This window comes from Bradyrhizobium sp. WBOS07 (assembly GCF_024585165.1).
GTDB lineage: Bacteria > Pseudomonadota > Alphaproteobacteria > Rhizobiales > Xanthobacteraceae > Bradyrhizobium > Bradyrhizobium japonicum_B.
The window spans coordinates 3,075,907-3,102,880 of record NZ_CP029008.1; the positions used below are offsets into that span (position 1 = coordinate 3,075,907).

The 26,974-nt window shown below is 66.6% G+C and carries 27 protein-coding genes, 1 tRNA gene and 1 pseudogene; 24 read left to right on the forward strand and 5 right to left on the reverse strand.

Annotated elements, in window-relative coordinates:
• Nucleotides 1-164: 164 nt before the first annotated feature.
• The 20 genes from DCM79_RS14540 (at nt 165) to DCM79_RS14635 (ending at nt 20,635) form a co-directional block, all read left to right on the forward strand.
• Nucleotides 165-1,175, forward strand: a complete 1,011-nt coding sequence (locus tag DCM79_RS14540; RefSeq protein ID WP_257180435.1) for a branched-chain amino acid ABC transporter permease — start codon at nt 165-167, stop codon at nt 1,173-1,175.
• Nucleotide 1,176: 1 nt separating this feature from the next.
• Nucleotides 1,177-2,265, forward strand: coding sequence for a branched-chain amino acid ABC transporter permease (locus DCM79_RS14545; RefSeq protein WP_257180436.1), 1,089 nt, complete (start codon nt 1,177-1,179; stop codon nt 2,263-2,265).
• Complete coding sequence (locus tag DCM79_RS14550) at nt 2,258-3,040, forward strand: ABC transporter ATP-binding protein (protein WP_257180437.1); 783 nt, start codon at nt 2,258-2,260, stop codon at nt 3,038-3,040. Before DCM79_RS14545 ends, DCM79_RS14550 begins: the two co-directional genes overlap by 8 nt.
• Complete coding sequence (locus tag DCM79_RS14555; RefSeq protein ID WP_257180438.1) at nt 3,033-5,249, forward strand: ABC transporter permease; 2,217 nt, start codon at nt 3,033-3,035, stop codon at nt 5,247-5,249. The genes DCM79_RS14550 and DCM79_RS14555 overlap by 8 nt, the downstream gene beginning before the upstream one ends.
• 3 nt (nt 5,250-5,252) lie before the next feature.
• Complete coding sequence (locus DCM79_RS14560) at nt 5,253-6,086, forward strand: phosphoenolpyruvate hydrolase family protein (RefSeq protein ID WP_257180439.1); 834 nt, start codon at nt 5,253-5,255, stop codon at nt 6,084-6,086.
• Between the two features lie 26 nt (nt 6,087-6,112).
• Nucleotides 6,113-9,019, forward strand: coding sequence for a flotillin family protein (locus tag DCM79_RS14565; protein WP_257180440.1), 2,907 nt, complete (start codon nt 6,113-6,115; stop codon nt 9,017-9,019).
• Between the two features lie 9 nt (nt 9,020-9,028).
• The gene (locus DCM79_RS14570) at nt 9,029-9,466 is read left to right on the forward strand and encodes an SRPBCC family protein (protein ID WP_257180442.1); all 438 of its coding nucleotides are present in this window, start codon (nt 9,029-9,031) and stop codon (nt 9,464-9,466) included.
• 2 nt (nt 9,467-9,468) lie between these two features.
• Entirely contained in the window at nt 9,469-9,912 is a 444-nt protein-coding gene (locus DCM79_RS14575; RefSeq protein WP_257180444.1) for an SRPBCC family protein, read from the forward strand.
• A 2-nt stretch (nt 9,913-9,914) separates the two neighbouring features.
• Complete coding sequence (locus tag DCM79_RS14580) at nt 9,915-10,733, forward strand: xanthine dehydrogenase family protein subunit M (protein ID WP_257180445.1); 819 nt, start codon at nt 9,915-9,917, stop codon at nt 10,731-10,733.
• Between the two features lie 6 nt (nt 10,734-10,739).
• Nucleotides 10,740-11,216: a (2Fe-2S)-binding protein gene (locus DCM79_RS14585; protein ID WP_028136907.1), complete on the forward strand. Its 477-nt coding sequence runs from the start codon at nt 10,740-10,742 to the stop codon at nt 11,214-11,216.
• Between the two features lie 12 nt (nt 11,217-11,228).
• A complete protein-coding gene (locus DCM79_RS14590) occupies nt 11,229-12,821 on the forward strand; it encodes a xanthine dehydrogenase family protein molybdopterin-binding subunit (RefSeq protein WP_257180448.1) in 1,593 nt (530 codons plus the stop codon).
• A gap of 1 nt (nt 12,822) precedes the next feature.
• Nucleotides 12,823-13,845, forward strand: a complete 1,023-nt coding sequence (locus DCM79_RS14595) for a xanthine dehydrogenase family protein molybdopterin-binding subunit (RefSeq protein ID WP_028136909.1) — start codon at nt 12,823-12,825, stop codon at nt 13,843-13,845.
• 10 nt (nt 13,846-13,855) lie between these two features.
• The gene (locus tag DCM79_RS14600; RefSeq protein WP_257180449.1) at nt 13,856-14,737 is read left to right on the forward strand and encodes a MoxR family ATPase; all 882 of its coding nucleotides are present in this window, start codon (nt 13,856-13,858) and stop codon (nt 14,735-14,737) included.
• Nucleotides 14,734-15,855: a VWA domain-containing protein gene (locus DCM79_RS14605; protein WP_257180450.1), complete on the forward strand. Its 1,122-nt coding sequence runs from the start codon at nt 14,734-14,736 to the stop codon at nt 15,853-15,855. Before DCM79_RS14600 ends, DCM79_RS14605 begins: the two co-directional genes overlap by 4 nt.
• A complete protein-coding gene (locus DCM79_RS14610) occupies nt 15,852-16,736 on the forward strand; it encodes an amidohydrolase (protein WP_257180451.1) in 885 nt (294 codons plus the stop codon). Before DCM79_RS14605 ends, DCM79_RS14610 begins: the two co-directional genes overlap by 4 nt.
• 31 nt (nt 16,737-16,767) lie before the next feature.
• The gene (locus DCM79_RS14615; protein ID WP_257180452.1) at nt 16,768-17,616 is read left to right on the forward strand and encodes an N-acyl homoserine lactonase family protein; all 849 of its coding nucleotides are present in this window, start codon (nt 16,768-16,770) and stop codon (nt 17,614-17,616) included.
• Between the two features lie 20 nt (nt 17,617-17,636).
• On the forward strand, nt 17,637-19,226 hold the full coding sequence (locus DCM79_RS14620; RefSeq protein ID WP_257180453.1) for an isochorismatase family protein: 1,590 nt from the start codon (nt 17,637-17,639) through the stop codon (nt 19,224-19,226).
• A gap of 3 nt (nt 19,227-19,229) precedes the next feature.
• Nucleotides 19,230-19,856 carry an FMN-dependent NADH-azoreductase gene (locus DCM79_RS14625; protein WP_257180454.1) on the forward strand — a complete coding sequence of 209 codons (627 nt, stop codon included), beginning with the start codon at nt 19,230-19,232 and terminating at the stop codon, nt 19,854-19,856.
• A 201-nt stretch (nt 19,857-20,057) separates the two neighbouring features.
• Nucleotides 20,058-20,363: a type II toxin-antitoxin system RelE/ParE family toxin gene (locus DCM79_RS14630; RefSeq protein WP_257180455.1), complete on the forward strand. Its 306-nt coding sequence runs from the start codon at nt 20,058-20,060 to the stop codon at nt 20,361-20,363.
• A gap of 5 nt (nt 20,364-20,368) precedes the next feature.
• Nucleotides 20,369-20,635: a helix-turn-helix domain-containing protein gene (locus tag DCM79_RS14635; RefSeq protein WP_212377177.1), complete on the forward strand. Its 267-nt coding sequence runs from the start codon at nt 20,369-20,371 to the stop codon at nt 20,633-20,635.
• Between the two features lie 335 nt (nt 20,636-20,970).
• Here the strand turns inward: DCM79_RS14635 and DCM79_RS14640 are convergent.
• Both DCM79_RS14640 and DCM79_RS14645 read right to left on the reverse strand, forming a co-directional pair.
• Nucleotides 20,971-21,055: transfer RNA gene (locus tag DCM79_RS14640), tRNA-Leu, on the reverse strand.
• A 199-nt stretch (nt 21,056-21,254) separates the two neighbouring features.
• On the reverse strand, nt 21,255-21,497 hold the full coding sequence (locus DCM79_RS14645) for a FliM/FliN family flagellar motor switch protein (RefSeq protein WP_018647371.1): 243 nt from the start codon (nt 21,495-21,497) through the stop codon (nt 21,255-21,257).
• A gap of 119 nt (nt 21,498-21,616) precedes the next feature.
• Between DCM79_RS14645 and lipB the strand changes: the two genes are divergently transcribed.
• Together lipB and DCM79_RS14655 are read left to right on the forward strand one after the other, a co-directional pair.
• Nucleotides 21,617-22,366, forward strand: a complete 750-nt coding sequence (gene lipB, locus DCM79_RS14650) for a lipoyl(octanoyl) transferase LipB (protein WP_257180456.1) — start codon at nt 21,617-21,619, stop codon at nt 22,364-22,366.
• 35 nt (nt 22,367-22,401) lie between these two features.
• Nucleotides 22,402-22,536 (forward strand): annotated as a pseudogene (locus DCM79_RS14655) (DNA helicase); the annotation flags it as partial.
• Between the two features lie 42 nt (nt 22,537-22,578).
• Here DCM79_RS14655 and DCM79_RS14660 read toward each other — a convergent pair.
• Nucleotides 22,579-23,001, reverse strand: coding sequence for a 4-oxalocrotonate tautomerase family protein (locus DCM79_RS14660; protein WP_257180457.1), 423 nt, complete (start codon nt 22,999-23,001; stop codon nt 22,579-22,581).
• Nucleotides 23,002-23,113: 112 nt separating this feature from the next.
• Between DCM79_RS14660 and DCM79_RS14665 the strand changes: the two genes are divergently transcribed.
• Both DCM79_RS14665 and DCM79_RS14670 read left to right on the forward strand, forming a co-directional pair.
• Nucleotides 23,114-23,965, forward strand: a complete 852-nt coding sequence (locus DCM79_RS14665) for a LysR substrate-binding domain-containing protein (protein WP_257180458.1) — start codon at nt 23,114-23,116, stop codon at nt 23,963-23,965.
• A 111-nt stretch (nt 23,966-24,076) separates the two neighbouring features.
• Entirely contained in the window at nt 24,077-25,597 is a 1,521-nt protein-coding gene (locus DCM79_RS14670; protein ID WP_257180459.1) for a PAS domain-containing sensor histidine kinase, read from the forward strand.
• A gap of 203 nt (nt 25,598-25,800) precedes the next feature.
• Here DCM79_RS14670 and DCM79_RS14675 read toward each other — a convergent pair whose 3' ends face one another.
• Together DCM79_RS14675 and DCM79_RS14680 are read right to left on the reverse strand one after the other, a co-directional pair.
• Nucleotides 25,801-26,100 (reverse strand): acylphosphatase, encoded by a 300-nt coding sequence (locus tag DCM79_RS14675; protein WP_257180460.1) that lies wholly within the window; start codon nt 26,098-26,100, stop codon nt 25,801-25,803.
• Nucleotides 26,097-26,963, reverse strand: coding sequence for an oxaloacetate decarboxylase (locus DCM79_RS14680; protein ID WP_257180461.1), 867 nt, complete (start codon nt 26,961-26,963; stop codon nt 26,097-26,099). Before DCM79_RS14680 ends, DCM79_RS14675 begins: the two co-directional genes overlap by 4 nt.
• Nucleotides 26,964-26,974: the final 11 nt, after the last annotated feature.

Genomic DNA, 26,974 nt, shown 5'->3' on the forward strand with positions numbered 1-26,974 from the left:
CCATCAGCCCCATTAGGATGTGCGCAACGCGGTCCCGACACGAGGACCGCGGTCGACAGGGAGCGCACGTTCATGGCAGGGCTTGCGGCCGGTGACGGTCTGCGCGCCCCCTCACCTCGCTTGCAGGGAGAGGGTTGGATCGACGTCGAGACGGAGCGGCGATCATGAGCCGCTTCGTCGAGCGCCATCCCGCCTGGGCATTGATCGTCATCATCGCGGTCGCGGTGGCGCTGTGGCTCATCTTCGCGGTGTGGCCGCCGGGCCTCGAAGAGGCCGTCGGCCGCAAGCGGGTGTTCCTCAACGCGCTCTTCAACGGCATCACGCTCGGAGGTCTCTATTTCCTCGTCGCCAGCGGCTTCACGCTGATCTTCGGCCTGATGCGCAACGTCAATCTCGCGCACGGCTCGCTCTATCTGTTCGGCGGCTATGTCGGCTATGCCATCAGCGCCTCCACCGGCTCCTGGGTGCTGTCGTTCATCGTCGCCTTCGTCCTCACCGCGCTGGTCGGCGTACTGCTTCAGGTTCTCGTGTTCCGCCGCATGGAGGGCCAGGATCTGCGCCAGACCATGGTGACGATCGGGCTCTCGATCGTGTTCGCCGACCTCATGCTGTGGGCCTGCGGCGGCGACTTCTACCAGATCCAGACTCCGAACTGGCTGATCGGCCCGATCGAGCTGCCGCTGCTCACCGCCGTGAAATCCTCTGGCGAGCCGGTCTACCTGCGCTATCCGCTGGTCCGGCTCGTGATCTTCCTGGCCTCCGCCGTCATTGGCATCGCGATGTGGCTCGCGCTCAACCGCACCCGGGCAGGCATGATCATCCGCGCCGGCGTCGACGACCGCGACATCCTCGCCGCGACCGGCGTCCGCATCCAGGTCGTCTTCGTGCTCGTCTTCGCTCTCGGCGCCGGGCTTGCCGGCATCGCCGGCGTGGTCGGCGGCACGTTCCAGTCGCTCTCGCCCGGTGAGGACATCCGCTTCCTGCTCGCCTCTCTCGTCGTCGTGATCGTGGGCGGCATGGGCTCGATCCCCGGCGCCGCGCTCGGCGCGCTGATCATCGGCCTCGCCGAGCAGCTCGGCTCGGTCTACATCCCGACCTACGCCATCGTCGTGACCTTCCTGATCATGGTGCTGGTGCTGGCGCTTCGGCCGCAGGGCCTGCTGGCGAGGCGCTGAGATGTCCGTCACGCATGACGCCCGCGTTCAAGTTCACAGGCCCGCGTCGACGGTGGGACGGCCGGTTGCGCGCGCCTGGCCCGACATCAACAACCCCGCGGCCTGGATCGTGGCGGCCATCCTGCTGATCATGCCGCTGATCGCCAACAGCTTCTTCCTGATCGAGATCTTTGCCACCACCTTGATCCTCGGCACCGTCGCGCTGAGCCTGATGTTCCTGGCCGGATATGGCGGCATGGTCAGCCTGATGCAGCTCACCATCGCAGGCTTCTGCGCCTACATGGTCGCGGTGTTCGGCGTCAGCGGCAATGCCAATATCAGCCTCGGCTGGCCGTGGTGGCTGGCGGTGCCGATGGCGCTGACGCTGGCTGTCGTCTTCGGCACCCTCGGCGGCGCGCTGGCGGTGCGCACCGAGGGCATCTACACCATCATGATCACGCTGGCGATCGGCGCCGCGTTCTACTACTTCACCAACCAGAACTGGGCGATCTTCAACGGCCACACCGGCATCAACAACGTCTCGACGCCGCGTTTCTGGGGCGTCGACTGGCGGGCGGACATTCCCTTCTATTATGTCGTGCTCGCGACAGCCGGGCTCTGCTATTTTGCGGTCGACTACATCTCCCGTGCGCCATTCGGTCTCGCCCTCCAGGGCGTGCGCGACAATCCGCGCCGCATGTCCGCGCTGGGCTTCAACGTCAATGCCCACCGCGTCGCGGCCTATGCGGTGGCCTCCTTCATCGCGGGCCTTGCCGGTGTGCTCCAGGTCTGGAACTATCGCCAGATCTCGCCCGGCTCGGTCAGCGTCGGCGCCTGCATCGACATCCTCATCATCGCCGTCGTCGGCGGCATCACCCGCCCGGTCGGTCCCTATATCGGCGCGCTGGTCTTCGTGCTCCTGCGCACCTTCGCGCTCGACTTCCTGGTCAAGATCGGGCTCGACGGCAACCGCTTCCGCCTGCTGATCGGCCTCGGCTTTCTCGCCATCGTGTTCTGGTCGTCGGACGGCGTCATCGGTCTCTGGCAGCGCTGGCGCCAGAGCCGGCTACGCGAGACGGGCCGCCAGGGCGGAGGGCGCGGCCATGGATAGCGTCGCCCAGCGCCTCTCCGCCGTCGGCGCCGGCGCAGCGCTGGAACTGCGTGGCGTGACGCGGCTGTTCGGCGCGCTGGCGGCCTTGACCGACGTCACCATCACCGTGCGTCCCGGCGAACGCCGCGCGGTGCTCGGCTCCAACGGCGCCGGCAAGACCACGCTGTTCAACTGCATCACCGGCGACTTTCCGCCGACATCGGGCACGATCCGCTTCTTCGGCGAAGACGTCACGCATTTCCCGCCCTATGAGCGCATCCGCCGGGGACTGCGGCGCACCTATCAGATATCCGCGCTGTTTCCCGGCCTCACCGTGCAGGACAACGTCTACCTCGCCTGCCGCGGCGTCTCGCGCGGACGGTTCTCGTTCCTGCGCCCCGGCCACAACGACGCGCTGATGCACGCCGCCGACAGCCTGGTGCAGGCCGTGCACCTGACTGCGGTCAAGGACCAGCGCGTTGCCGAGCTCGCGCACGGGCAGCAGCGCCAGCTCGAGATCGCGCTGGCGCTCGCCGGCGCCCCGCGCTTCGTGCTGTTCGACGAACCGGCCGCGGGCCTGTCGCCGACCGAGCGGGCCGAGCTGATCGAGATCCTGACCTCGCTGCCGGCCCATATCGGCTACATCATCATCGAGCACGACATGGACGTGGCGCTGCGCGTCGTCGAGAGCGTGACGATGATGCACAACGGCCGCATCTTCAAGGAAGGCCCGCCGGAAGAGATTCAGTCCGATCCTGAAGTGCAGGAGTTATATCTCGGAGGCGGCCATGAATGAGGCCCGCCGCAATTCCGCTGCGCTCGAGGTCCGCGGGCTCGACGTCTATTACGGCCATTCGCACGCGCTCCAGGGCGTCGACCTTTCGCTGGAGAGCGGCGTGTTCTCCGTCGTCGGCCGCAACGGCATGGGCAAGACCACGCTGTGCAAGGCCATCATGGGCCTGGTGCCGGTCAGCGGCGGCTCGATCCGGGTCCGCGGCGAGGACATCACGCGGCGGCCGCCCGCTCACATCGCGCGCCTCGGCGTCGGCTATGTGCCGCAAGGTCGCCGCCTCTGGCGCTCGCTCAGCGTGGACGAGCATCTCCAACTTGCCGGCGGGATGCGGTCGGGTGCCTGGACCGTCGAGCGCATCTACGACACTTTTCCGCGCCTCGCCGAGCGCAAGGACCATGGCGGCAGCCAGCTCTCCGGCGGCGAGCAGCAGATGCTGGCGATCGCGCGCGCGCTGCTGACCAACCCGCAACTCCTGGTCATGGACGAACCGACCGAAGGCCTCGCGCCCGTCATCGTCGCCCAGGTCGAGGAGATGCTGCTGCGGCTGGGCGAGGACGGCGACATGTCCGTGCTCGTGATCGAGCAGAACATCGGCGTGGCGACCGCGATCTCGCGCAACGTCGCCATCATGGTCAACGGCCGCATCAACCGCATCATCGACTCGGCGCGGCTCGCCGCCGACCGCGAGTTGCAGCAGCGTCTGCTCGGCGTCGGCTTGCATGCCGAGCTTACGCCGGATCTCGACGTGCCGGCGGCAGGCTCGGACGCGAAGCCGGCGCCGCAGGCCGCCCGACCGAGCGGCCCGATCCGGATCTACATCTCCAACCCGACACCGCCGACACGCTGGTCCCAACCCGCGCCCATCGCCCGGATCGAAGCGGCGGCACGCACGCTCTCGACGCAGGTATCGCGCCTCGACGAGACGGCGCGGCGCAAGCGCGAGCCGGCGACATCGCAGTCGTCGGGGCCGCCGGTCGTGCTGGTCGTCGGCACGCTCGACACCAAGGGGACGGAGCTCCGCTTCATCCGCGACATCGTCGCCGAAACCGGCCTGCGCACGCGGCTGGTCGACGTCTCCACCAGCGGCAGGCACGCCAGCTGCGATGTCTCCGCGCAGGAGATCGCGCTGAACCATGGCCGCGGCGGGGCTGCGGTGTTCGGCGCCGACCGCGGCGCGGCCGTGACGGCGATGGCGGACGCGTTCGCCAACTGGCTGCGGCGCCAGGGGAATGTCGCCGGCGTGATCTCTGCCGGCGGCTCGGGCGCGGCCTCGCTGGTTGCCCCGGGCATGCGCACCCTGCCGGTCGGCGTGCCCAAGCTGATCATCTCATCCGTCGCCTCCGGCGATATCGGACCCTATGTCGGTCCCGCCGACATCACCATGATGCACTCGGTCACCGACGTTCAGGGACTGAACTCGATCTCGCGCGCCGTGCTGTCGAACGGCGCCAACGCGATCGCGGGCATGGTCAAGGCGCGCCTCGATCAGCACGAGACGAGGCAGCGCGCCGCCAGCGCGGCACCGCCTGCGGTCGGCATCACCATGTTCGGCGTGACGACGCCGGCCGTCCAGAAGATCGCCGCGGAGCTGGGCGCGGACTTCGAATGTCTCGTCTTCCACGCCACCGGCGTCGGCGGCCGCTCGATGGAGAAGCTCGTCGAATCCGGCCAGCTCGCCGGCGTCATCGATATTACGACGACCGAGATCTGCGATCTGCTGATGGGCGGCGTGTTTCCCGCCACCGAAGATCGCTTCGGCGCGATCATCCGCACCCGCCTGCCCTATGTCGGCTCCGTCGGCGCGCTCGACATGGTCAATTTCGGCGCGCCCGACACAATTCCCGAACGCTACCGCGGCCGCAAGTTCCACGTCCACAATCCGCAGGTGACGCTGATGCGGACGACTGTCGAAGAGAATGAACGGATGGGCCGCTGGATCGCCGAGCGGCTCAACCAGATGGATGGCCCGGTCCGCTTCTTCCTGCCCGAGGGCGGCGTCTCCGCACTCGATGCGCGGGGCCAGCCGTTCTGGGATCCGGACGCCGATGCCGCCCTGTTCCGCGCGCTGGAGCGCGACGTGCGGCAGACCGGCAACCGCCAGCTCATCCGCGTTCCCCACAATATCAACGATCCCGATTTCGCCGCCGCCATCGTCAGTGCATTCCGAACCCTGTTCGGCCGCACCGGGGCGCGGCGGAGACTAGCGAGGTGACCGATGGCCCGGTTTGAGCGCGCTGCACTCCTGAAACGATTCCGCGAGATGGCGAAGCGCGGCGAGCCGATCGTCGGCGGCGGGGCCGGCACCGGCCTGTCGGCCAAGTGCGAGGAGGCCGGCGGCGTCGACCTCATCGTGATCTACAATTCCGGCCGCTATCGCATGGCCGGTCGCGGCTCGCTGGCGGGGTTGATGGCTTACGGCGACGCCAACGCCATCGTGCTGGAGATGGCCGGCGAAGTTCTGCCTGTGGTCAGCAACACGCCGGTGCTCGCAGGCGTCAACGGCACCGATCCGTTCCGCGACATGGACGTCTTTCTCGACCAGTTGAAGACGCTCGGCTTTGCCGGCGTGCAGAACTTTCCGACGGTCGGCCTGATCGACGGCGTGTTCCGCGCCAACCTCGAGGAAACCGGCATGTCCTACGCGCTTGAGATCGACATGATCGCGAAGGCGCGCGAGAAGGACCTCCTGACGACGCCGTACGTCTTCAGCGAGAAGGAAGCCGCCGCGATGGCGCTCGCCGGCGCCGACATCATCGTCTGCCATCTCGGGCTCACGACCGGCGGCACGATCGGCGCGCAGACCGCAGCAAAGCTGAAGGACTGCCCGGCGCGCATCGACGTCTGGGCCTCCGCCGCGCTCAGCGTCAATCCCGATATCCTGGTGCTCGCTCACGGCGGCCCGATCGCGGATCCCGCCGATGCCGATTTCATCATGAAGAACACCCGCTACTGCCACGGCTTCTACGGCGCCTCTTCGATGGAGCGGCTGCCAGTCGAGCGGGCTCTGACGGAGCAGGTGCGTAAATTCAAGGCGATCGGCGCGCAATAACGCCGGAACGATCGAGGGAGAGAAACATGTCAGGGATCCTGGTCGGCGAGCTTATCCTCTGGCTGATCGTCGCAGTCGTCGTCATCGTGATCGGCGTCTACATCGTCAACTGGCTCTACCACCGCTCCTCCAAGGAGGTGTCGTTCGTTCGGACCGGCTTCCTCGGCGAGCGCGTGGTGATCAACGGCGGCGCCTTCGTGCTGCCCTTCATCCACGACTACACCTCCGTCAACATGAACGTGCTGCCGATGGGCATCGTGCGTTCCAAGCAGGATGCGGTGATTACCCGCGATCGCATGCGGGTCGACATCGAGGCCGACTTCTACGTCCGGGTCCAGGCGACCCGTGAAGCCGTCTCGATCGCGGCCGCGACGCTCGGCCGCCGCACCATGGAGCCGGAGCAGCTGCACGCGCTGTTGGCCGGCAAGTTCATTTCCGCGATCCGCTCCGTCGCTTCGGAAATGACCCTGGAGGAAATGCATGAGCGGCGCGGCGACTATGTCGAGCGGGTCAAGACCAATGCGGCACAAGCCCTCGCCCAGAACGGTCTCGAGCTGGAATCGGTCGCCATCACCGATCTCGACCAGACCGACCTCGAATTCTTCAACCCCTCGAACCGGTTCGACGCCGAAGGCTTGACCCGCCTGATGGAGGACATCGAGGCCCGGCGCAAGCTGCGCAACGACATCGAGCAGGACTCGATGATCAAGATCCGCACCCGCAATCTGGAGGCCGAGCGTCAGGCGCTCGACATCGAGCGCGAGAGCGAGACCGCGCGGCTGGAGCAGGAACGCGACATCGAGATGCGCCGCGCGCTTCAGCGCACGGAAGTCGCCCGCGAGCGCGCGCTGCGCGAGACCGAGGCCGAGCAGGCCCACATCTCGGCGCGCGAGGCGATCGAGCGCGCGCGGATCGCCAATGAGCAGGCGATCGCGGAGGCCCGCATCGCCTCCGAGCGCGAGACCCGCCAGAAGGAGATCGAGCGCACCCGCACCATCGAGGAGAAGGAGCTGCTGGCGCGTGAGGAGATCGAGAAGACCCGGATCGCCAACCAGCGCTCGATCGATACGACGCGGATTGCGTCGGAGCGCGAAGTCCGCCAGCGCGAGATCGAGCGAATGCGCACCGTGGAGGAAGCCGAGATCGCGGCCCGCGAGGCGATCGAGAAGGCCCGCATTCAGCAGGACCGTGTCGTCACCGACGCCCGCATCGCCAACGAGGAGGAGACAAGGCGCCGCGAGATCGAGCGTACCCGCGCCGTGGATGAAGCCGAGATCGCCGCCCGCGAGGCCACCGAAAAGGCGCGCATCGCCCAGACCCTGATCGTCAACGTCGAGCGCATCTCCTCCGACGAGCGGACCCGCGCGCTGGAGATCCACCAGGTGCGCACCATCCAGGAGGCCGAGATCGAGGCGCAGCGCGCCGTCGAAGCCGCCCGCATCGCCCGCGAGCGGACGCTCGCCGCCGAGCGCATCGCAGCCGAGCAGAATACCCGGCAGCTGGAGATCGAGCGCAACCAGGCCCTCGACGTCGCCGGCATCGCCGCGCGCGAGACCACCGAGGCCTCGCGCATTGCTCAGGAGGAGCGCGTTCGCTCGCTGGAGATCGCCCGCAACCGGGCCGTCGAGGAAGCCGACATCGCCTCCCGCGAGGCGATCGAGGCGGCGCGCATCGCCCAGGAGAAGGCGGTCGCGGCCGAACGCATCCAGGCCGAGCGCGACACGCGCTCGCTGGAAATCGAGCGCACCGGCGTGCTGGAGGCCGCCGAACTGAAGCGGCGCGATGCCATCGAGCGCCAACGTATAACGGTCGATCTGGCGCTCGAGGCCGAGCGCATCAACTCGTCCAAGAAGCGCGAGGTGCTCAACATCGAGCAGAAGAAGGCGATCGAGATTGCCGACGAAGACCGCGTCATCGCGCTCTCCGCGAAAAAGTCGGAACGGATCGATGCCGACCGTCAGGTCCGGCAGGCCGAGATCGTTGCCCGCAAGGAGGTCGAGACCACGGATGTCTCGCGCGAGCAGGCGCTGGAAGCCGCGCGCCTCGAGCGCCGCCGCGCCATCGAGCAGCTCGAGGTCGCCCGCGTCCAGTCGTTGCAGGAGGCCGAGATCGCCTCCCGCGAAGAGGTCGAGCGCGCCCGCATCGCGTCCGACCGCGGCCTCGACGAGGCTCGCGTCGGCCGCGAGCGCGAGCTACGCAAGCTCGAGGTCAACCGGGAGAAGGAGGTCGAGACGGTCCTGATGGAGAAGGCGATCGCCATCCACCAGAAGTCGCTGGAGGAATCTGCAGCCAAGGCCATGGCCGAGGAGGCGCGGATGCGGGCGACGGAGGCGACCGAGCGCGTCATTACCGCCCGCGAGAGCGAAATTGCAAAACGCCGCAAGACCGTCGAGGTGCTGCTCGCCGAGAAGCAGGCCGAGGAGACCCGCATCGCGGCGGAGGCCGAGCGCGTGCGCGCGGCCGTCGAGGCCGAAGCGCAGCGGATGCTCAACGAGGCCGAGAACGTGCTCACCGACCAGGCGCGCTATTCCCTGTTCCGCAGAAAGCTGCTCGACCGGATCGAGGGCATCGTCCGCGAAAGCGTCAAGCCGATGGAGAAGATCGAGGGCATCCGCATCCTCCAGGTCGACGGCCTCAACGGCAACGGCCACGGAAACGGCAATGGCGGCCGCAGCGCCACCGACGAGGTCATCGATTCCGCCCTGCGCTACCGCGTCCAGGCGCCGCTGATCGACTCCATCCTGTCCGACATCGGCGTCGAGGGCGGCAGTCTTTCGAAAATGCCGGGCCTGATCCGCGAGGCCCGCGACATGCAGGGCATCAAGGAGTCCGCACGCAAGAGCGGCGGTGGCGGCGACAAGCCGGCCGCCTCCCCGCCTGCGGCCGAAGGCAGCGAACCGCCGACCGAGCGCGGACCGCGGAAGAAGAGCTGAGATCGCACCATGGCCCGCGTCTATGTCTCCACCGTCATCAACGCCCGCAACGACCGCGTCTGGGCGCGGGTGCGCGACTTCAACGGCTTGCCGAACTGGCATCCGGCCATCGCCGAAAGCCGCATCGAAGGCGGCGAGCCCTCGGACAAGATCGGTTGCGTCAGAGATTTCCGCCTGCGCAACGGCGACCGCATCCGCGAGAAGCTCCTGGGCCTCTCCGACTACGACATGTTCTGTACCTATTCGATTCTGGAATCTCCGATGGGCGTCGAGAACTACGTCGCGACGCTGCGGCTGACCCCGGTCACCGACGGCGACCAGACTTTCGCGGAATGGACCGCCGAGTTCGATTGCGCGCCGGAGCGCGAGTCCGAGCTCGTCGGCAACATCGGCGGCGGCGTGTTCCAGGGTGGGTTCGACGCGCTGAAGCGCGTGTTCGGAGGCTGACCGTGCCGCATATCGTCAAGAGCACGATCCTGGACGCGCCGACCGATGCGGCGTGGGCCATGCTGCGCGATTTCAACGGGCACGATCGCTGGCATCCGGCGGTTGCGACCTCCTCCATCGAGCGTGCGCAATCCTCCGACAAGATCGGCTGCGTCAGGCGGTTCAGGCTCAAGGACGGCTCCGAGCTGCGCGAGCAATTGCTGGCGCTGTCCGACCTCGAACAGAGCTTCAGCTATTGCCTGCTCGATACCCCGATCCCGATGTTCAATTACGTCGCCCATGTCCGCCTGCTGCCGGTCACCGATGGCGACCGCACCTTTTGGCACTGGGAGTCCCGCTTCACCACCAGGCCCGAGGACAAGGACCGCATCACCCACATGGTCGCCGAAGACATCTATCAGGCTGGATTCGATGCGATCCGCCGACACCTGAGGGAGGCCGCATAATCATGGCCGTGACGGTAAAGACCTTTACCAGCGCCAGCGAGGCCGCCGGCGCGCTGTCCTCGGATCGCAGCGCGCGCTATCTCGGTGGCGGCACGCTAGTGATGCGCGCATTGAACGAGGGCGACGTGTCGATCTCGACCGTCGTCTGCGCGCAGGATCAGGCCCTCACCCGGATCGACGCATCGGGTCCGCGCATCACCCTGGGTGCCGGCGTCACCTTCGCCCGCATCCTCGCCGAACGCGACCTCGCCGTCCTGCATGCTCCCGCCCGCTCGATCGGCGGGCCGGCCGTGCGCAACATGGGTACCGTCGGCGGCAACCTCTTTGCGCCGAACCCTTATGGCGATTTCACAGTCGCGCTGCTGGCGCTCGATGCCACCGTGGCCGTGCAAGGCGGTTTTGGCGCGCGCGACATTCCGATCGAGGAGTTCCTGCAGGCGCGCGACCGCCAGGCCGGCACGCTCGTGCTGTCGGTGTCCTGCACCCGGCCGGCCGGCACCGAGGCGTTCCGCTATCGCAAGATCGCGCGGATCAAGCCCAAGGGCGGCTCGGTCATCACGCTGGCCGCGCATCTGCCGATCAGCGGCGGGCGGATCGCGGGCGCTCGCATCGCGCTGGGATCGATGGCGCCGACCCAGATCCGCGCCCGCGCCGCCGAGCGGGCGCTGGAGGGCCGCTCGCTGGATGCCGCCACCATCGCGGCGGCTGCATCGGCTGCGACCGAAGCAACGTCGCCGTCCGACAACGCGCTCGGCAGCGCCTGGTATCGCCGCGAGATCGTCGGCGTCCACCTGCGCCGCCTGCTGTCAGGTCAGGATTAGATCGCCATGGCAAAGATCCCCCTGCAATTTCGCCACAACGGCCGCGACGTCGCGATCTTCGTCGACGGCGGCACCAATCTGCTGGTCGCGCTGCGCGAGCTGATCGGCGACATGACGCCGAAATTCGGCTGCGGCCAGGGCGGCTGCGGGGCGTGCAGCGTGCTGGTCGACGGCGAGCTGCACCTGTCCTGCCTGACGCTCGCCGAGACGGTCGCCGGCCGATCGATCGAAACGCTCGACGGCATGAAGCAGGGCCCGAACCTGCATCCGCTCCAGCGTGCGTTTGCCGACAATTTCGCCGCCCAGTGCGGCTATTGCACGCCGGGCATGCTGATGGCCGCAAAAGCCCTGCTCGACCGCAATCCATCGCCGAGCCGCGATGAGGTCATCGAGGCCATCTCCGGCAACATCTGCCGTTGCACCGGCTATGAGCCGATCATCAATGCCATTCTCGCCGCCGCGGGCGGCCGGGTTAGCGCCTAAGGACGCCGTGCCATGCTGGAACTGCGCAAGGACATCTTCGCCGACGAGCGCGACGACAACCTCAAGGAAATCGGCAAGGGCACCCAGCGCCAGGATATGCTAGGGCACGTCACGGGCACTTCGAGCTATTTTGACGACCATAAGCTGCAAGGCATGCTGCACCTGAAGGTCCTGCGCTCGACACAGGCCCATGCGCGGCTGCGCCGCATCGATACCACGGACGCGGAACGCTCGCCCGGCGTCCGCCGGATCATTCGTGGCGCCGACGTTCCGGTCAACCTCAACACGCTTCTCAGCCTGATCAACTTCGGCAAGGACGATGAGCCCTCGCTCGCGGTCGACAAGGTCCGCTACAAGGGCGAGCCGATCCTCGCCATCGTCGCCGACAGCGAACGGGAGGCGTTCGAGGCCATCGCCAAGGTCAAGGTCGACTACGAGCCGCTGCCGGCCGTGTTCGACGTCGAGGACGCGCTGAAGCCCGGCGCGCCCGTGGTCAACGAGACCTATCCGAAGAACGCCTTCATCTATCACGACGCCTACGACCACCAACGCCTGCGCTTCGGCGATGCGGACGCGGCGCTTGCGACCGCCGACCACGTGCTCGAACAGCGCTACCAGATGTCGCCGATCGAGCACGCGCCGACCGAGACCAACGGCGCCATTGCCGCACCTGATACCAACGGTCGCTACGTCGTCTACACCTCGACCCAGGCGCTGTTCTTCTCGGTCGACACCTGCGCCAAGATCCTGGATGTGCCCTCCAACACCTTCCACTTCATCGGCGGCACCGTCGGCGGCGGGTTTGGCGGCAAGGTCGATACCCTGACCGAGCCGCTCGCCATTCTCGGCGCAATGCTGACCGGGCGACCGGTCCGCTACGTGTTCGGGCGCGAGGAGGAGATGCAGTACGGCCCGCCACGCGGCGCCGAGCGCATCTACATCAAGGACGGCGTCATGCGCGACGGCCGCATCGTCGCGCGCAAGATCCGGGCCTATTTCGACAGCGGCGCCTATACCAGGCTGTCCAGCTACGCCGCGGTGAAATGCGCCGCGCATCTGCCGGGCCCCTACACCATCCCCAACGTCTATGGCGACGTCTATTGCGTCTTCACCAACCGCACGCCGGCGACCGCCATGCGCGGCTTCGGCGTCACTGCGATGGATTTTGCCATCGAGTGCCAGATGGACAAGCTCGCAAATCTCGTCGGCATGGACCCGATGGAGTTTCGCATTCTCAACGCCTATCGCGACGTCGACATGAAGGCACACCGGCGCGAAGCCAAGAACACCGCGTTGATCGAGTGCGTCCAGGTCGCGGCCGAGAAAGCCAAATGGCCGATCCGCGACGAGTTCAAGCGCGCCTCCTCGCGCAAGGACGGCGGCGGCAGCCGTGCCGCGACCCCGCCGACGCCGACGGATTCTTCGCGCGCGAGGCCGGCGCCGGTGCAGCAGCGCACCAGCTATGACCGCGCGCCGGTGACCGCGACACGGGAGCCGCCGCGCGATCCACCACCGCCGGCGCCGCCCCCTCCCCCGCCGCGCCCGGCCGCGCCGTCGCACGGCGCGACGCGGTTCTCATCCGTGTTCGGGACCAGGAGGCGCTGACATGACCCGGCATCGCGGACGCGGCATGGCGTCGATCAACTATCCCATCGGCATGAACCTCGGCGGCGATCCGAGCCAGGCCCTGGTTCACTCCAATCCCAGCGGCAAGTTCACGGTCGCGTTGTCGTCGATCGATCTCGGCCAGGGCATGAAGTCGGTGACGCGGCAGATCTGCGCGGAAACGCTCGGCGTTCCCGTCGAGGACGTCTATGTCGACACCGCCGATTCCGACACCGGCCCGCACTGCATGGGCTCGTTCGCCTCGCGCGGCACCCACCGCGTCGGCAATGCGGTGATGGCCGCTGCCCGCGAAGCGCGTGGGGTGATGATGGAGGCGGCGGCCGAGGAGCTCGAGGTCAACGCCGCCGATCTCGACACCGACGGGCGCGGCAACATCCACGTCAAGGGCGCGCCGCACCGCTCGATCTCGACCAAGGACGTCGCGATTGCCGCGCAGTTCAAGCAGGGCAAGACCATCTCGGGCCGCGGCATCTTCCTGGTCCCGCTCTCCGATGTCGACCCGGAGACCGGCGAGATGTCGCCGGCGACCTGCTACGCCCATGCCTGTCTGGTCGCGGAAGTCGAGGTCGATGACGAGACCGGCGAAGTCGCGATGGTGCGGATGGATTCCGCCTATGAGCTCGGCCGCGCGCTCAATCCGCGCCTGGTCGAGCAGCAGCTGGTCGGCGGCGCCTGGATGGGCGTCAGCCACGCGCTCTACGAGACCCCGGAGCCGTATTATCCCGATCCCGTTCATGGGCCCCGCGACTTCGTCGAATATCTGATGCCCGGCCCTGGCGACATCTGCCCGCACGATATCGCGGTGCTGGAGCGTCCGGCGCCCGATGGTCCCTTCGGGGCCAAGGGACCCGGTGAGATGTGCGCCAATCCGGTGCTCCCGGCCGTCGCGAATGCGATTTTCAACGCCGTCGGCGTCCGCATCGACGACCTGCCGATCACGCCCGAAAAGGTGCTGCGCGCGATCAAGGCCCAGGGCGGCGCGCGGCCGCAGGCTCGGCGTTAGAGGATCGGCCGTGGCGGTCCGCAGCAACATCGTCGGTATCGACAGCCCGGAGGCGCTGGAGAAGGCGCTGCGTGCGGCCTATTACCTCGCCGACGAGGGGCTAGCGACAGCTGCCTATCTCGGCCTCGCACTCGGCAAGCCGCTGCTGCTGGAGGGCGCGCCGGGCGTCGGCAAGACCGAAGCCGCAAAAGCGATCGCGGCCGTGCTCGGCCGCCGCCTCATCCGCCTGCAATGCTACGAGGGCATCGACGCCTCCGCCGCGCTCTATGAGTGGAACTATCCGCGCCAGATGCTGGCGATCCGTCAGGCCGGCGACGAGAGCATCGATATCTATGGCGAGGCCTTCCTGATCGAACGTCCCATGCTGGCGGCGCTGCGCGCACCCGATTCGACCGTGCTCCTGATCGACGAAATCGACCGCGCCGATCAGGAGTTCGAGGCGTTCCTGCTCGAGTTCCTCTCGGACTTCCAGATCTCGATTCCCGAGCGCGGCACCGTGCGCGCCGCCGAGCGGCCTGTCGTCGTGCTGACCTCGAACCGGACGCGCGATCTTCACGAAGCCCTGCGGCGCCGCTGCGTCTATCATTGGATCGACTATCCGACCGCGGAGCGCGAGGCGCGGATCATCATGATGCGCGCCTCCAGCGTCGCCGAGGCCACGGCCCGCGCCGTCGTCGCCGCCGTGGAAAGATTGCGGCGCGAGCCCCTGAGCAAGGCGCCCGGCATCGCCGAGGCCGTCGACTGGGCCGAAGCCGCGACGCTTCTCAACAAGGGCGGCGCGCGCTGGCCCGACGCCTTCAAGCGGTCGATCGGCGTGGCATTGAAGGACGAGGAGGATCTGCACTTCATCTCGCCCCGGCTCGACGCCATGCTCGCGGAGGCGACCGCATGAACACCGAGCCCCGGCTTCCGCGCGCCGCCCGCGTCTTCGTCTCGTTCGTTGCGCTGCTGCGCGCCAACAACTTTGCGGTCGCGCCGGAGCAGACCACCGCGTTCCTCACCGCGATCGAGCTGCTCGGCCCGCGCGACCTCGAGGATATCAGGCAGGCGGCGCTCGCCACCCTTGCCCCGCCGCCCGAGCGCCGCGCCGCTTTCGACCGGCTGTTCGATCTGCACTTCCGCGGCAGCGAGGCGGTCGAGCGCGCCGACGACGGCGAAGACGACGAGACCGTCCGGCTCCAGGAAGAAGGCCGCGGCGACGAGGAACCATTGCTGTCCGATGACGCCAATGAATCCGGCCTGACTGCCGCACGGACCGAGGCGCTGGTCGAGCGCCGCTTCGCGCAACTCTCCACGACCGACGCCCTGCGCCGCCTGACGCGCGAGGCGCCACGACGGCTGCCGCGGCGCCGCGGTCACCGTCGCATGCGGACCCGCCGCGGTCCGTTCGCCGACCTCCGTCGCACCTTGCGTGACAGCGTTCGCAGCGACGGCGAGATCCTACGGCTCGGCCACATGAAGCGGCGTCAGCGCCCGCGCAAGATGCTGCTGCTGATCGACGTCTCCGGCTCGATGAAGAGCCGCACCGAGGAGAACATGAAGCTTGCGCATGCGCTGGTGCAGGCTGCGCCCAATGTCGAGGTGTTCACCTTCGGCACGCGGCTGACCCGCGTCACCCGTCCGCTGCGGCTGAAGCGCCGCGAGCAGGCACTGAACGCGGCCGCGCATCTGGTCAGCGATTGGGACGGCGGCACCCGCATCGGCGACGCGCTGCAGGCCTTTCTCGCCGTGCCCCGCTTCGGTGGCTATGCCCGCGGCGCCGCTGTCGTAATCGTCTCGGACGGATTGGAGCGTGGCGAACCCGATGCGCTGCGCGATGCGGTCGCAAAGCTGTCACGGCGGGCCTGGCGGGTGAGCTGGCTGACGCCTCTGGCGACAGGCCCCGCCTTCCGCCCCCAAACCGAGGCGCTCATTGCCATCGAGCGCTTCGTCGACGACCTCGTCGACGGCGGCTCGAGCGCGTCGATCGTCGCGCACATTCTGGCGCTGGGACGAAGGAGAGCGGCGTGACCGATATGATCGACGGCCATCACCACATCTGGCGGCAGGCCGACCTGCCCTGGCTGGTCGGGCCGATGCAGCCCCGCATTTTCGGACCCTACGAGCCGATCCGGCGCGATTATCCGATCGAGGAATATCTCGACGACCTCAAAGGCACCGGCGTCACCCGCTCGGTCTACGTCCAGACCAACTGGGCCAACGACCGTTTCGAGGACGAAGCCGCCTGGGTCCAGCAAACCGCCGACGCGCATGGCTGGCCCCATGCAATCGTCGCCTACGCCAATTTCGCCGTGGACGATGTGCGACCTCAGCTCGACCGCCTGAAGCGCTATCCCCTGGTGCGCGGCGTGCGCATGCAGCTGCATTGGCACGAGAACCCGCTCTACCGCTTTGCAGCCCGCGCCGATCTCTGTGCCGATCCGATGATCCAGCGCAACGTTGCGCACCTTGCCGACTATGGCTGGAGCTTCGACCTGCAGGTGTTCACGCCGCAAATGCCGCAGGCCGCGGCGCTCGCGCAAGCCTGCCCCGACGTCACCTTCATCCTCCAGCATGCCGGCATGCTCGAGGACCTCTCGCCCGCCGGCCGCGCGGCCTGGCGCGCCGGCATCGCGCAGCTGGCAGCCCGTCCGAACGTGGTCTCGAAGCTGTCGGGGCTCGGCACCTTCATCCATCGCAACGATCCCGCGCATATTGCGGCCGTCGTCACCGACACGGTCGCGATGTTCGGCGCCGAACGCTGCCTGTTCGGCTCCAATTTTCCGATCGAGAAATTGTGGACCAGCTATCGCGAGCTCGTCGATGCATTTCGCGCAGCCACTGCGCCGCTGAGCACCGAGCAGAAGGACGCGATCTTCAAGACGACGGCAATGCGCGTCTACCGGCTTTGACAGGCAAGGGACAGGACAGGGAGAGCAACGAATGGCGCTGGAGATCAAGATCCTGGATTATGGCGATATCGAACTGGAATCGAGCTTTCTGGTTCTCGGCCGCGACTGCGGCCGCACCCGCCGCGTCCTCACCCTCGGCTTCCTGATCCTCGGGGGGAAATATCCAGTCGTGGTCGACACCGGCTACCGCTCCAACCAGATCATGGAGACGCTGGGCATGCGCGGGCTTCAGTACCATGAGAACATGATCGAGAACCAGCTCGCGCGCCACGGCGTGCGCATGGGCGACGTCCGCTTCGTCTGCCACACCCATCTGCACATCGACCATGCCGGCAAGGACGATCTGTTTCCGATGAACACGACGGTGGTCCTCAACCGCAAGGAGCTGGAATATTCCGTCTCCGGCCTGATGCATCCGCAATACCCGGCGCCCGACATCAAGCACCTGATCGACCGCCTGCATACCAAGAGCGCGCTGCGTTTCCTCGACCTGGAGATCACCGGCCCGATCGAGCTGATGCCCGGCGTCTATTGCGACGCCGCCAACGCGCATACCGAGGGATCGATGAACGTCATCGTCGAGACCGCCGACGGCATCGCGACCATCTGCGGCGATGTGATCTACGACTTCAACGACCAGATCGTCACGCCCTTCAACGAGATCCACGACTGGGAGCCGCGCACCACCGGCAACCACGGCACCAGCAAGCGCGCGGAAAAGGCCTCGATCAAGAAGCTGCTCAGCAATTCGCGCTACCTGCTGCCCGTGCACGACCGTCCGGCCAAGATCGAAGGCGGCAACGTGGTCGGGCGCCTGCACGACCAGGTCCCCGGACCGGTCGTGCAATCGCTGCCGGCGCGCAACTGGTTTCCGGCGTGACGTGACCTGAGGATCGAGCGATGACCCACGTCACCTTGCGAAGCGAGTTCGAGACCCTGATCGATCCCTACGCGCCGGTCGCGCAGGTCGGCACCGGCTTCGACTTCACGGAGGGGCCTGTCTGGCATCCGATCGATCACTATCTGCTGTTCTCGGACATGCCTGCCGACGTGCGGCGGCGCTGGGACCCGCGGCGCGGCGTCGCCGAGGTCAAGCGTCCGTCGAACAAATGCAACGGCATGACCTATGACGCCGAGCTGAACCTGATCGTCTGCGAGCATGCGACCTCGCAGCTGGTCCGCGAGCGGCCGGACGGCCGGCGCGAGGTGCTCGCCTCGCATTTCCAGGGTCAGGAGCTGAACAGCCCGAACGACGTCTGCGTGCACTCCTCGGGCGCGATCTATTTCTCGGACCCCTGGTACGGCCGCATGCCGGTCTATGGCGTCGAGCGACCGCGGCAACTCGGCTTCCAGGGCGTCTATCGCGTCGTGCCCGGCGGCGAGCCGAAGCTCGTGGTGGACCGCACCTTGTTCGACCAGCCGAACGGATTGTGCTTCGCGCCGGACGAGAAGCTGCTCTATGTCAACGACACCGTCCAGGCGCTGATCCGCGTGTTCGAGGTCGCTGGCGACGGCTCGCTGTCCAATGCGCGCGTGTTCGCCAGCGGCATCCGCTCCGAGCTCGAACCCGGACTGCCCGACGGCATGAAGTGCGACCAGCACGGCAATGTCTGGGTCACCGCGCCGGGCGGCGTCTGGGTCTATTCACCGCGCGGCGAATTGCTCGGCAAGCTCCGCCTTCCCGAGCTCGTCGCCAACCTTGCCTGGGGCGGTCCAGATTTCCGCACGCTGTATCTGACCTCGACGCATTCGGTCTACGCCATCCCGACCAAGGTCGGCCCGCGCCATGAGCCCTATATGAACGCCAGACCTGGCAGCGGCCGACCTGGCAGCGGCCCCGCGGCCGCCGGCTCCGCACCTGCCGCCCCCATCCTTGCCGATGGCGAGATGCATCTCGATCCGCAGCGCTGTGCCATGATCATCCAGGATCTCCAGAACGACGTCATCATGACCGGCGGCGCGTTTGCTGAGTCCGGAGCGCCGGAACATGCGCGGCAGCAGCACGTCGTCGAGAACGTTCGCCGTCTTGCCGAGGCCGCGCGGGCCCGCGGAATCGTCATCATCCATGTCTGGTTCGTCGTCGAGCCAGGCGCGCCCGGGGTGACGCTGAACGCCCCTTTGTTCGAAGGCCTGGTCGACAGCAAGGCGATGGTGCGCGGGAGCTGGGGCGCGGCGCCGGTTTCGGGTCTCGAGCCAAGGCCCGGCGATTTCGTCGTCGAGAAGATGCGCATGAGCGCCTGGGAGGGAACGCGGCTGGAGACGATCCTGAAGGCGACCGGCCGCGACATGATCATCAACACCGGGGCCTGGACCAACATGTCGATCGAGCACACCGCCCGCACCGGCGCCGACAAGGGCTATTTCATCATCGTGCCCGAAGATTGCTGCTCGACCATGAATGCCGACTGGCACAACGCCTCGATCAACTTCGCAATGCAGAACGTCGCGATCGTCACCCGGGCGGACACCGTCATCCGGGCGTTGGGATGACCGGTGGCCAAGCTCCTGCATCTGTCCTGCTCGCCCCGCCCCGACTCCGAGTCGAGCGCCGGCGCACGCGTCTTCCTTGACGGGTTTCGGCAAGCGCGGCCCGACTGGGACATCGACGTGATGGACCTCTGGCGCGAGCGGCTGCCGGAATTCATCGGTCCCATCGTAGAGGCCAAGTATGCGCGCATGAAGGCGCAGCCGTTCGACGACGCACAGCGCCGCAGCTTCTCCGAGGCGGAGCGGATCGCATTGCGGTTCTCGCTGGCCGATCGCGTGCTGATCTCGACGCCGATGTGGAATTTCGGCATCCCCTACAAGCTGAAGCAATGGTTCGACATCGTCATCCAGCCCGGCCTGACGTTCCGGTTCGATCCAGCGCAGGGCTATCTTCCGCTGCTCAAGGACCGGCCAACCGTCGTCATCCTCGCTTCGGGCAGCGATTTTGCCACCGGCATGAATCGCGGCCGCATCGACATGGCAACGCCCTATTTGCGCGAAGCGCTTCGCTTCATCGGCGTCAGCGACGTGCGCTTCGTGCCGATCGGACCGACGACGGGGCCGGCGGAGCCAATCCGCGTCGCGCGCGAGGCGGCATATCGGCAACTGGGGACGATGGCTGCGCGGTTTTGATCAGCTCTTGCGCATCCGGTGGCCGTAGCGGAACGCGCTGAGGAGAAGCTGCCGGCCTTCATTTCTAGGGTACTTATGGTGCCCAAAAGTGCCTTTCCGCGAGCAGCCACGCGCACCATCGGCCATCTTTCAAGGCCAGCGCCAGACGCCACGCCGCATTGACTGACTATGCCAGAATTGGCATAGTCAGATGATGAAGGAGTGAGATGGCACGGCAGCAGCCGATCCGATGTCGAAGCCTTTCCGAACGACGCGAGACGCGAAGCTGGATATCAATTATTTCAGGTTCAGATCGGGGAAAACCCTTCCGATTGGAAACCCATGGCGTCGATCGGACCCGGCGTTCGCGAGATCAGGATACGTCAGGCGTCAGGCGCTTACCGGATCATCTACCTGACTACGATCGGCGACGTTGTTCACGTGCTGCATGCGTTCCAGAAGAAGACACAGGCAACGGCGAAACGGGAAATCGACCTCGCCAAAGCGCGGCTCAGACAGATCAGGTGACGATAATGGCAAGATCAGTATTCCACGACCTCTTCCCCGAGGAAGAAGCAGCAGAGCTTGAAATGCGCGCCAAGTTGCTTTCCGGCATCAACAAATGGCTAAACAAGTCCGGATTGACGCAGACCGAGGCGGCCGAACAACTCGGCGTTACTCAGGCTCGGATATCGGAGATCAAGAACGGCAAGATCAACCGGTTCAGCCTAAGCATGCTGGTCCGGCTTGCGCAGCGCGCCGGGCTGCGCCCTGGGATCAAGTTACAGAAGGCAGCGTGACGGCCGAGATAGGCATCGTCACGGGCGCTGTTGCTGCGATCATCGGCCTACGTTTCACGAAGGTTACAGAGCGTGGCGTACTTTGGAGATAACCCTTGGCTTTCACGCCAGTTGCAGGGGCACGTCGGCGACCCCGAGATCGTTGATCGTCAGGCGAAGGGACCACTTTTCCATTCAGGAAATACAACTAGATGGCGATACATGGCGCGCTAGGAGAGCACGCAATGCGTGCCGAGTCGCTGGAGCACAACTATTGACTTAGGATACATTGCCTAGTCTTACCATCCGAAGGTAAGACCAAAAGAAGCACATTAAAATCAATGAGCTACAAGACTTGGTGCGCTCGGAGGGACTCGAACCCCCACGATTTTACTCACTGCCACCTCAAGGCAGCGCGTCTACCAGTTCCGCCACGAGCGCTTTGGGGATGCCGGCTTGAGGCTTGAAGGCCGGCCGGATCAACGGCGCCGATCTAACAAATCCATCAGGGGGCTACAAGCCTGCAAAGGCCCAGAATTCCACAAGCTTTGCAGGAAAGTTCGGGCCCCGCTCCAAATCGGCCCTATCCCGGTGTCCGGGCCGCTACCGCGTGCCCCGGCCGCTACGCGTGCCCAGGCCGCTACCGCGTACCCGGTGAGCGCGGCAGCATCTGCTTGACCTCGACCGCGATTCGGTTGCGGTCTACCAGCACGACGCCGGAGGCGACCGGCAGGTTGTTGGCCAAAACCTTGACCTCGTCGGCCTCGGTTGCGTCCAGCTCGATGATGGCGCCGCGGGAAAGACGTAATACCTGATGGATCGGCATCGTGGTCGTCCCGAGCACGACCATGAGATCCACGGTGACTTTATCGAGGGTGGGCACTGTCAGGACCGCCGCAACTTGGGACTGGGACTTGAGACTTGGAATGTGGGACCGACCAAGGGACTTGGACTTCGACTTGGCATTTGCCCCCGAGATGATCACCACGTTATGGTTAGCCAATGGTTAATTCGTCGCAAAACCCCCGCCAAAACCAGCGTGAAGAGCTCGATCTGACGCCATTTTCCGCTCCCGGCGGCGAGCCGGTCGAGTGGCGAATCTCGGACGCGCCGGTGCCCTATCCGGAGGCGGTGGCCGCGATGGAGGCCCGGGTCGCGGCCATCGCGGCGGGCGAAGCGCGAGAGCTGATCTGGCTGCTCGAGCACCCCCCGCTCTACACCTCCGGCACCTCGGGCAAGGACACCGACCTGCGCGATCCCCGATTCCCGGTCTTCGCCACCGGACGCGGCGGCCAGCTCACCTATCACGGGCCCGGCCAGCGGGTGGCCTATGTCATGCTCGACCTCAAGCGCCGCCGGCCGGACGTCCGGGCCTATGTCGCGAGCCTGGAGGAGCTGATCCTGCGAACGCTCGCCGCCTTCAACGTCCGCGGCGAGCGGCGTGAGGACCGGGTCGGCGTCTGGGTCAAGCGGCCCGACAAGGGCGAAGGTTACGAGGACAAGATCGCGGCGATCGGCGTGCGGTTGAAGCGCTGGGTCTCGTTCCACGGCATCGCGATCAATGTCGAGCCGGAGCTCTCGCATTTTGCCGGCATCGTGCCGTGCGGCGTCGTCGATCCCCGCTACGGCGTCACCTCGCTGGTCGATCTCGGCCAGCTCGTGACCATGGCCGACGTCGACATTGCGCTACGCCAGGCATTCGAACAGCTGTTCGGACCGACCCGCGCGCTGCTGCCGGAAGCGGCCGCCTGAAGCTTTCCCGCTGGAGACGCGGCGTCCCGCATTCTCTGATCGTCGTCTTCATCTCGCAGATCGGCCCCGATCTCAGCGACGTCAGGTTGCCGAACCCGCTGGACCTGAAGTTGTTCGACAAGACGTGCTTCCTGAACAATTCCGAAGTTCGGTTCCGCGCCGCGAGCTGACGATAAGACCGCGGGTGAGATACCTCGCCCGCGGCCTCCGCCTTATGCTGCCCTCAGCGCCACCTCGAGCTTGCCGGCGATGTAGCGCCGCTCTTGCGTGAGGCCGCCAAAGCCGTAGGCGTCGCCCCTGACCTCGTCGACATGCAGATAAGTCTCGGGATGCAGCGGACCGATAATCTCGGCCATGCGCTTGAACATCGCGGCGAGATAGGCCGCCTTTTCGTCCTTGGTGTTGGTGCCTTCGCTGACGTGGATGTCGAGCCAGTAGCTCGCAAGCTTCTGCTCGGCCAGCGACTTGCCGCCGGCGAACCAGTCATCGGCCTCCACCGCCTTGACGATGATGGCGGTCACCTTGGGATCCTTGTGCAGGATCTCGGCAGTAAGCTCGGACACGGCGTTCGCGATGTCGGCTTTCAGGGACGGCGACTGGCGGGAGGTGGTGTAGGACACGGTGATCAGGGGCATTGTGGCTCTCCTCGAGATGCTGCGCCGGTCAGGCGGCGTTGACGGAGAAGCTAGACCCCCGCTCGTCATTTTGGTATCTTATCTCTGTTGATATCAATGATAAGATTTAATAATGACGCCCACGCTCGACATCGCCACCGTCCGGGCCTTCCTGCTGGTCGCCGACCTCCGGAGCTTCACGCGTACCGCCGAAGCGCTCGGCACGACGCAAGCGGCGGTCAGCCTGAAGCTGCAACGGCTGGAGACGCTGCTGGGAAGACGACTCGTCGAGCGCTCGCCGCGCGCGGTCCGGCTCACCGGCGACGGCGCCAGCTTCCTCGAACGTGCCCGTGTGCTGATCGCGGCGCATGACCGCGCGCTCTCGGATCAGGCACCGGCCGCGCAATCACTCTCGCTCGGCATCTCCGATCATGCGGCAGGCCCCGAACTGGTGCCGCTGCTCGAACGCCTGCACGCAATGTCAGCAAATCTCACCCTCGCCGTCAGCATCGGCTTCTCGCGCGAGATGCAGGATGCTTACGATGCAGGCGAGCTCGATGCGGTAATTGTCCGCCAGGAAGGCAGCCGCCGCGGCGGCGAGACGCTGACCGAGGACGAGTTCGGCTGGTTCGCCGCACGACACTTCACCCTGCCGAAGGGCGAGCCGCTGCCGCTGGCGACGCTCGCCCCGCCCTGCGGCGTCCGCGCCCTCGCCGTGCGCGCGCTCGACAAGGCCGGCATCGCCTGGCGCGAGCGCTTTGTCGGCGGCGGCGTCACCGCGGTGGTCGCAGCCACGCTCGCCGGCCTTGCCGTCGCACCGCTGGCGCGGCGGATCGCGCCTGCCGGTCTGGTCGACATCGGCTCTGCGCATAGACTGCCCAAGCTCGGCAGCTCGAAGGTGATGCTGCATTCGAAGGTCAGCGATCCCGCCAAGCTTGCTGCGTTGCGTACGGTCGCGGCGACGTTCCGGAGCGTGGCGACCTGACGATAGGGGCGCTCGGGCGACCCTTTACGGGACACCTGCCTAAAAATGTCACATCTTGAGGGAACCATTCGCCGCTTGCGGCGTTTGCCCCCGTCGAGGCGGGGTCCGGGAATGGTCGAAAAGTTCAGTCAACAGAGAGACTTGTTCGAGAGCGAACGCAGTTTCCGGCTGTTGGTTGAGGGAGTTGCGGACTACGCCCTCTATATGCTCGATCCCAAGGGGATCATCACCAGCTGGAACATCGGCGGCGAGCGCATAAAGGGCTATTCGCCCGAGGAGATCCTCGGCCAGCATTTCTCCCGCTTCTACACCGAGACCGACCGCGCCAACGGCAAGCCGGCCCGTGCGCTCGGTATCGCCAGGGAAAAGGGCCGCTATGAGGAGGAAGGCTGGCGCGTCCGCAAGGACGGCACGTTCTTCTGGGCCAGCGTCGTGATCGATCCGATCTACGAGGACGGCGAACTGGTCGGATTCGCCAAGATCACGCGCGACATCACCGAACGCCGCAATGCCCAGATCAAGCTCGAGACGATGCACAAGCAGCTCGCCGAGTCCCAGAAATTCGACGCGCTCGGTCAACTCACCGGCGGGGTCGCCCACGACTTCAACAACCTCCTGATGATCATCAGCGGCAGCCTCCACATGCTGAAGCGAGGCGCCGACGACGCGGACAAGCTCCAGCGCGCGATCTCGGCGATCGAGACTGCGACCCGGCGCGGCGCGGCGCTGACCAACCAGTTGCTCACCTTCGCGCGGCGGCAGAGCGTGAACCCGCAGGCGATCGATTTCGCCGAACGCATCGCCGCGATCCGCGAGGTACTCGATGCCGGCGTCGGCAGCTCCGTCCGGCTGGCACTCGACGTCGACCGCGACGTCTGGCCGATCAAGACCGACGCCTCCGAGCTCGAGACCGCGCTGCTCAACCTCGTCATCAACGCCCGCGACGCCATGCCCGACGGCGGCACGGTGACCATCGGCGCGCGCAATGTCGTGCTCGACGAAGCGTCCTTCGCCGGCGACTTCGTCGCGATCAACGTCACCGACACCGGGCTCGGCATCCCCTCCGACGTGCTCGACAAGATCTTCGAGCCGTTCTTCACGACCAAGCCGATCGGAAAAGGCACGGGCCTCGGCCTGTCTCAGGTGCACGGCTTCGCGCATCAGGCCGGCGGCACCGTGAAAGTCGCAAGCGAACTCGGCAAGGGCACCACCTTCACCGTCCTGTTGCCGCGCGGAGAAGACGCGCCATCGCAGGACACGCAGGGGGAGCCGGCGTTCCGGGGCAGCGGCACGGTGTTGCTGGTGGAGGACAATCCGGACGTCGCCCTCGTCAGCATCGGCCTGCTGGAGCAGCTGGGCTACCAGGTGCGCCGGGTCGCCGACGCCGAATCGGCCTTGCGCGAGATCGAGACCAACGGCGTCGACTTCGTGTTCTCGGACATCGTCATGCCTGGCAAGATGGATGGCCTCACCCTCGCCTATCATCTCCGCCAGATTCGCCCCGGCCTGCCGATCTTGCTCGCCACCGGCTACAGCGAGGTCGCCGCCGGCGTGCGTGGCGACTTCCCGATCCTGCGCAAGCCGTATGAGATCCACGAGCTCAGCGAGGCCATCGCCAAGCTGCCGAGGTGAGGCCCTCGATCGGTGAACACCTCGTAGGGTGGGCAAAGCGACTTGTCCGCCGTAGCTCGAAGAGCGAAGGCGGAAGCGTGCCCACGATCTTTCGCAATCGACAGAGATGGTGGGCATGGCGGAATTGCGCCTTTGCCCACCCTACGAGACCAACTTAGTTGTGCGACGTTTGCCTTTTTCCGCGACCGGCGCACAGACAGCACCTACACCGTCGGCAACACCGAAAACGCTTCCCCTGCCCGGCGCAGATTCAACTCATCCGCACCGGCGGTCTCGCTCGTCACGCTGTCGACGCGCGAGGATGGCGGGCCGTGGCGGCACAGTGCGACCATGTCGGCAACGTGGTGGGGCGCGCCGGCGAACAGTGCTTCCACGCTGCCGTCGCGGCGATTGCGAACCCAGCCTTCGAGGCCGCTCGCCGTCGCCTGATACTCGACCCAGGCCCGATAGCCGACGCCCTGCACGCGCCCGCGGATCATCACCTGGAGAATCGCCCGGCTCATGTCTTCAATCCGAGGACCTCGGTGCTGCGCGCCTTGACATCAGCCTCGCGCATGACACGGGCCGTCAGCTCCGACGATGCGAGCCCTTTGAGGTTTTTCGGCGACGCACCTTCGCGGAGCGCCTTCAGGGTCTCGTACACGGCCTGTGTCGCGGCCGCGATCGGTGCATGGCCTTGGAGCGCGATGCGGACGCGCTGACCCGCGAGGTAGTCGCGCGCGTTCAGGTCCTCGGGCGCCCCGCCGAGCACGATCGGCAGGCGCGTCGCAGCGCTCACCGCCTCGAGCTCGGCGCGCGACTTGATGCCGGTGAAGAACAGCGCATCGACACCGGCATCTTCATAGGCCTTGGCGCGGCGGATCGCGTCCTCGAGCGAGGTGATCGAAGCCGCTCCCGTGCGGCCCATGATCACCAGCGAGGCATCGCCGCGGCCGCCGAGCGCCGCCTTCATCTTGCCGACGCCCTCCTCGAGCGAGATCAGCTGCGTCTTCGCCTCGCCAAAGGCAGCCGGCAGCAGCGTGTCCTCGATGGTGAGGCCGGCGGCGCCCGCCATCTCCAGCTCCTGCACGGTACGGCGCACATTGAGCGCATTGCCGTAGCCGTGATCGGCATCGACCAGCACGGGCAGCGCGGCGGCGCGCGACATCCGCCGCATCTGCTCGGCGAGCTCGGTGAGCGTGATCAGCGTGACGTCGGGATCGCCGAGCACGGCGAGCGAGGCGACCGAACCGCCGAACATGCCGAGCGGAAAGCCGAGGTCCTCGGCGATGCGGATCGAGATGGCGTCGTAGACCGAGCCGGGATGGACACAAGTTGCACCCGACAGAATGGCGCGAAGTTTCTCGCGGCGGGAACGAAAGGCCATGGGTGCCCTCT

Excerpts from the sequence above, each read along its gene's own strand:
- DCM79_RS14570 (WP_257180442.1), top strand. The coding sequence starts at position 9,029 with ATGGCCCGCGTCTATGTCTCCACCGTCATCAACGCCCGCAACGACCGC.
- DCM79_RS14670 (WP_257180459.1), top strand. The coding sequence starts at position 24,077 with ATGGTCGAAAAGTTCAGTCAACAGAGAGACTTGTTCGAGAGCGAACGC.
- DCM79_RS14680 (WP_257180461.1), bottom strand. The coding sequence starts at position 26,963 with ATGGCCTTTCGTTCCCGCCGCGAGAAACTTCGCGCCATTCTGTCGGGT.
- DCM79_RS14605 (WP_257180450.1), top strand. The coding sequence starts at position 14,734 with ATGAACACCGAGCCCCGGCTTCCGCGCGCCGCCCGCGTCTTCGTCTCG.
- DCM79_RS14595 (WP_028136909.1), top strand. The coding sequence starts at position 12,823 with ATGACCCGGCATCGCGGACGCGGCATGGCGTCGATCAACTATCCCATC.
- DCM79_RS14635 (WP_212377177.1), top strand. The coding sequence starts at position 20,369 with ATGGCAAGATCAGTATTCCACGACCTCTTCCCCGAGGAAGAAGCAGCA.
- DCM79_RS14545 (WP_257180436.1), top strand. The coding sequence starts at position 1,177 with ATGTCCGTCACGCATGACGCCCGCGTTCAAGTTCACAGGCCCGCGTCG.
- DCM79_RS14675 (WP_257180460.1), bottom strand. The coding sequence starts at position 26,100 with ATGAGCCGGGCGATTCTCCAGGTGATGATCCGCGGGCGCGTGCAGGGC.
- DCM79_RS14590 (WP_257180448.1), top strand. The coding sequence starts at position 11,229 with ATGCTGGAACTGCGCAAGGACATCTTCGCCGACGAGCGCGACGACAAC.
- DCM79_RS14550 (WP_257180437.1), top strand. The coding sequence starts at position 2,258 with ATGGATAGCGTCGCCCAGCGCCTCTCCGCCGTCGGCGCCGGCGCAGCG.
- DCM79_RS14565 (WP_257180440.1), top strand. The coding sequence starts at position 6,113 with ATGTCAGGGATCCTGGTCGGCGAGCTTATCCTCTGGCTGATCGTCGCA.
- DCM79_RS14580 (WP_257180445.1), top strand. The coding sequence starts at position 9,915 with ATGGCCGTGACGGTAAAGACCTTTACCAGCGCCAGCGAGGCCGCCGGC.
- DCM79_RS14620 (WP_257180453.1), top strand. The coding sequence starts at position 17,637 with ATGACCCACGTCACCTTGCGAAGCGAGTTCGAGACCCTGATCGATCCC.
- DCM79_RS14615 (WP_257180452.1), top strand. The coding sequence starts at position 16,768 with ATGGCGCTGGAGATCAAGATCCTGGATTATGGCGATATCGAACTGGAA.
- DCM79_RS14555 (WP_257180438.1), top strand. The coding sequence starts at position 3,033 with ATGAATGAGGCCCGCCGCAATTCCGCTGCGCTCGAGGTCCGCGGGCTC.
- DCM79_RS14585 (WP_028136907.1), top strand. The coding sequence starts at position 10,740 with ATGGCAAAGATCCCCCTGCAATTTCGCCACAACGGCCGCGACGTCGCG.
- lipB (WP_257180456.1), top strand. The coding sequence starts at position 21,617 with ATGGTTAATTCGTCGCAAAACCCCCGCCAAAACCAGCGTGAAGAGCTC.
- DCM79_RS14660 (WP_257180457.1), bottom strand. The coding sequence starts at position 23,001 with ATGCCCCTGATCACCGTGTCCTACACCACCTCCCGCCAGTCGCCGTCC.
- DCM79_RS14540 (WP_257180435.1), top strand. The coding sequence starts at position 165 with ATGAGCCGCTTCGTCGAGCGCCATCCCGCCTGGGCATTGATCGTCATC.
- DCM79_RS14665 (WP_257180458.1), top strand. The coding sequence starts at position 23,114 with ATGACGCCCACGCTCGACATCGCCACCGTCCGGGCCTTCCTGCTGGTC.
- DCM79_RS14560 (WP_257180439.1), top strand. The coding sequence starts at position 5,253 with ATGGCCCGGTTTGAGCGCGCTGCACTCCTGAAACGATTCCGCGAGATG.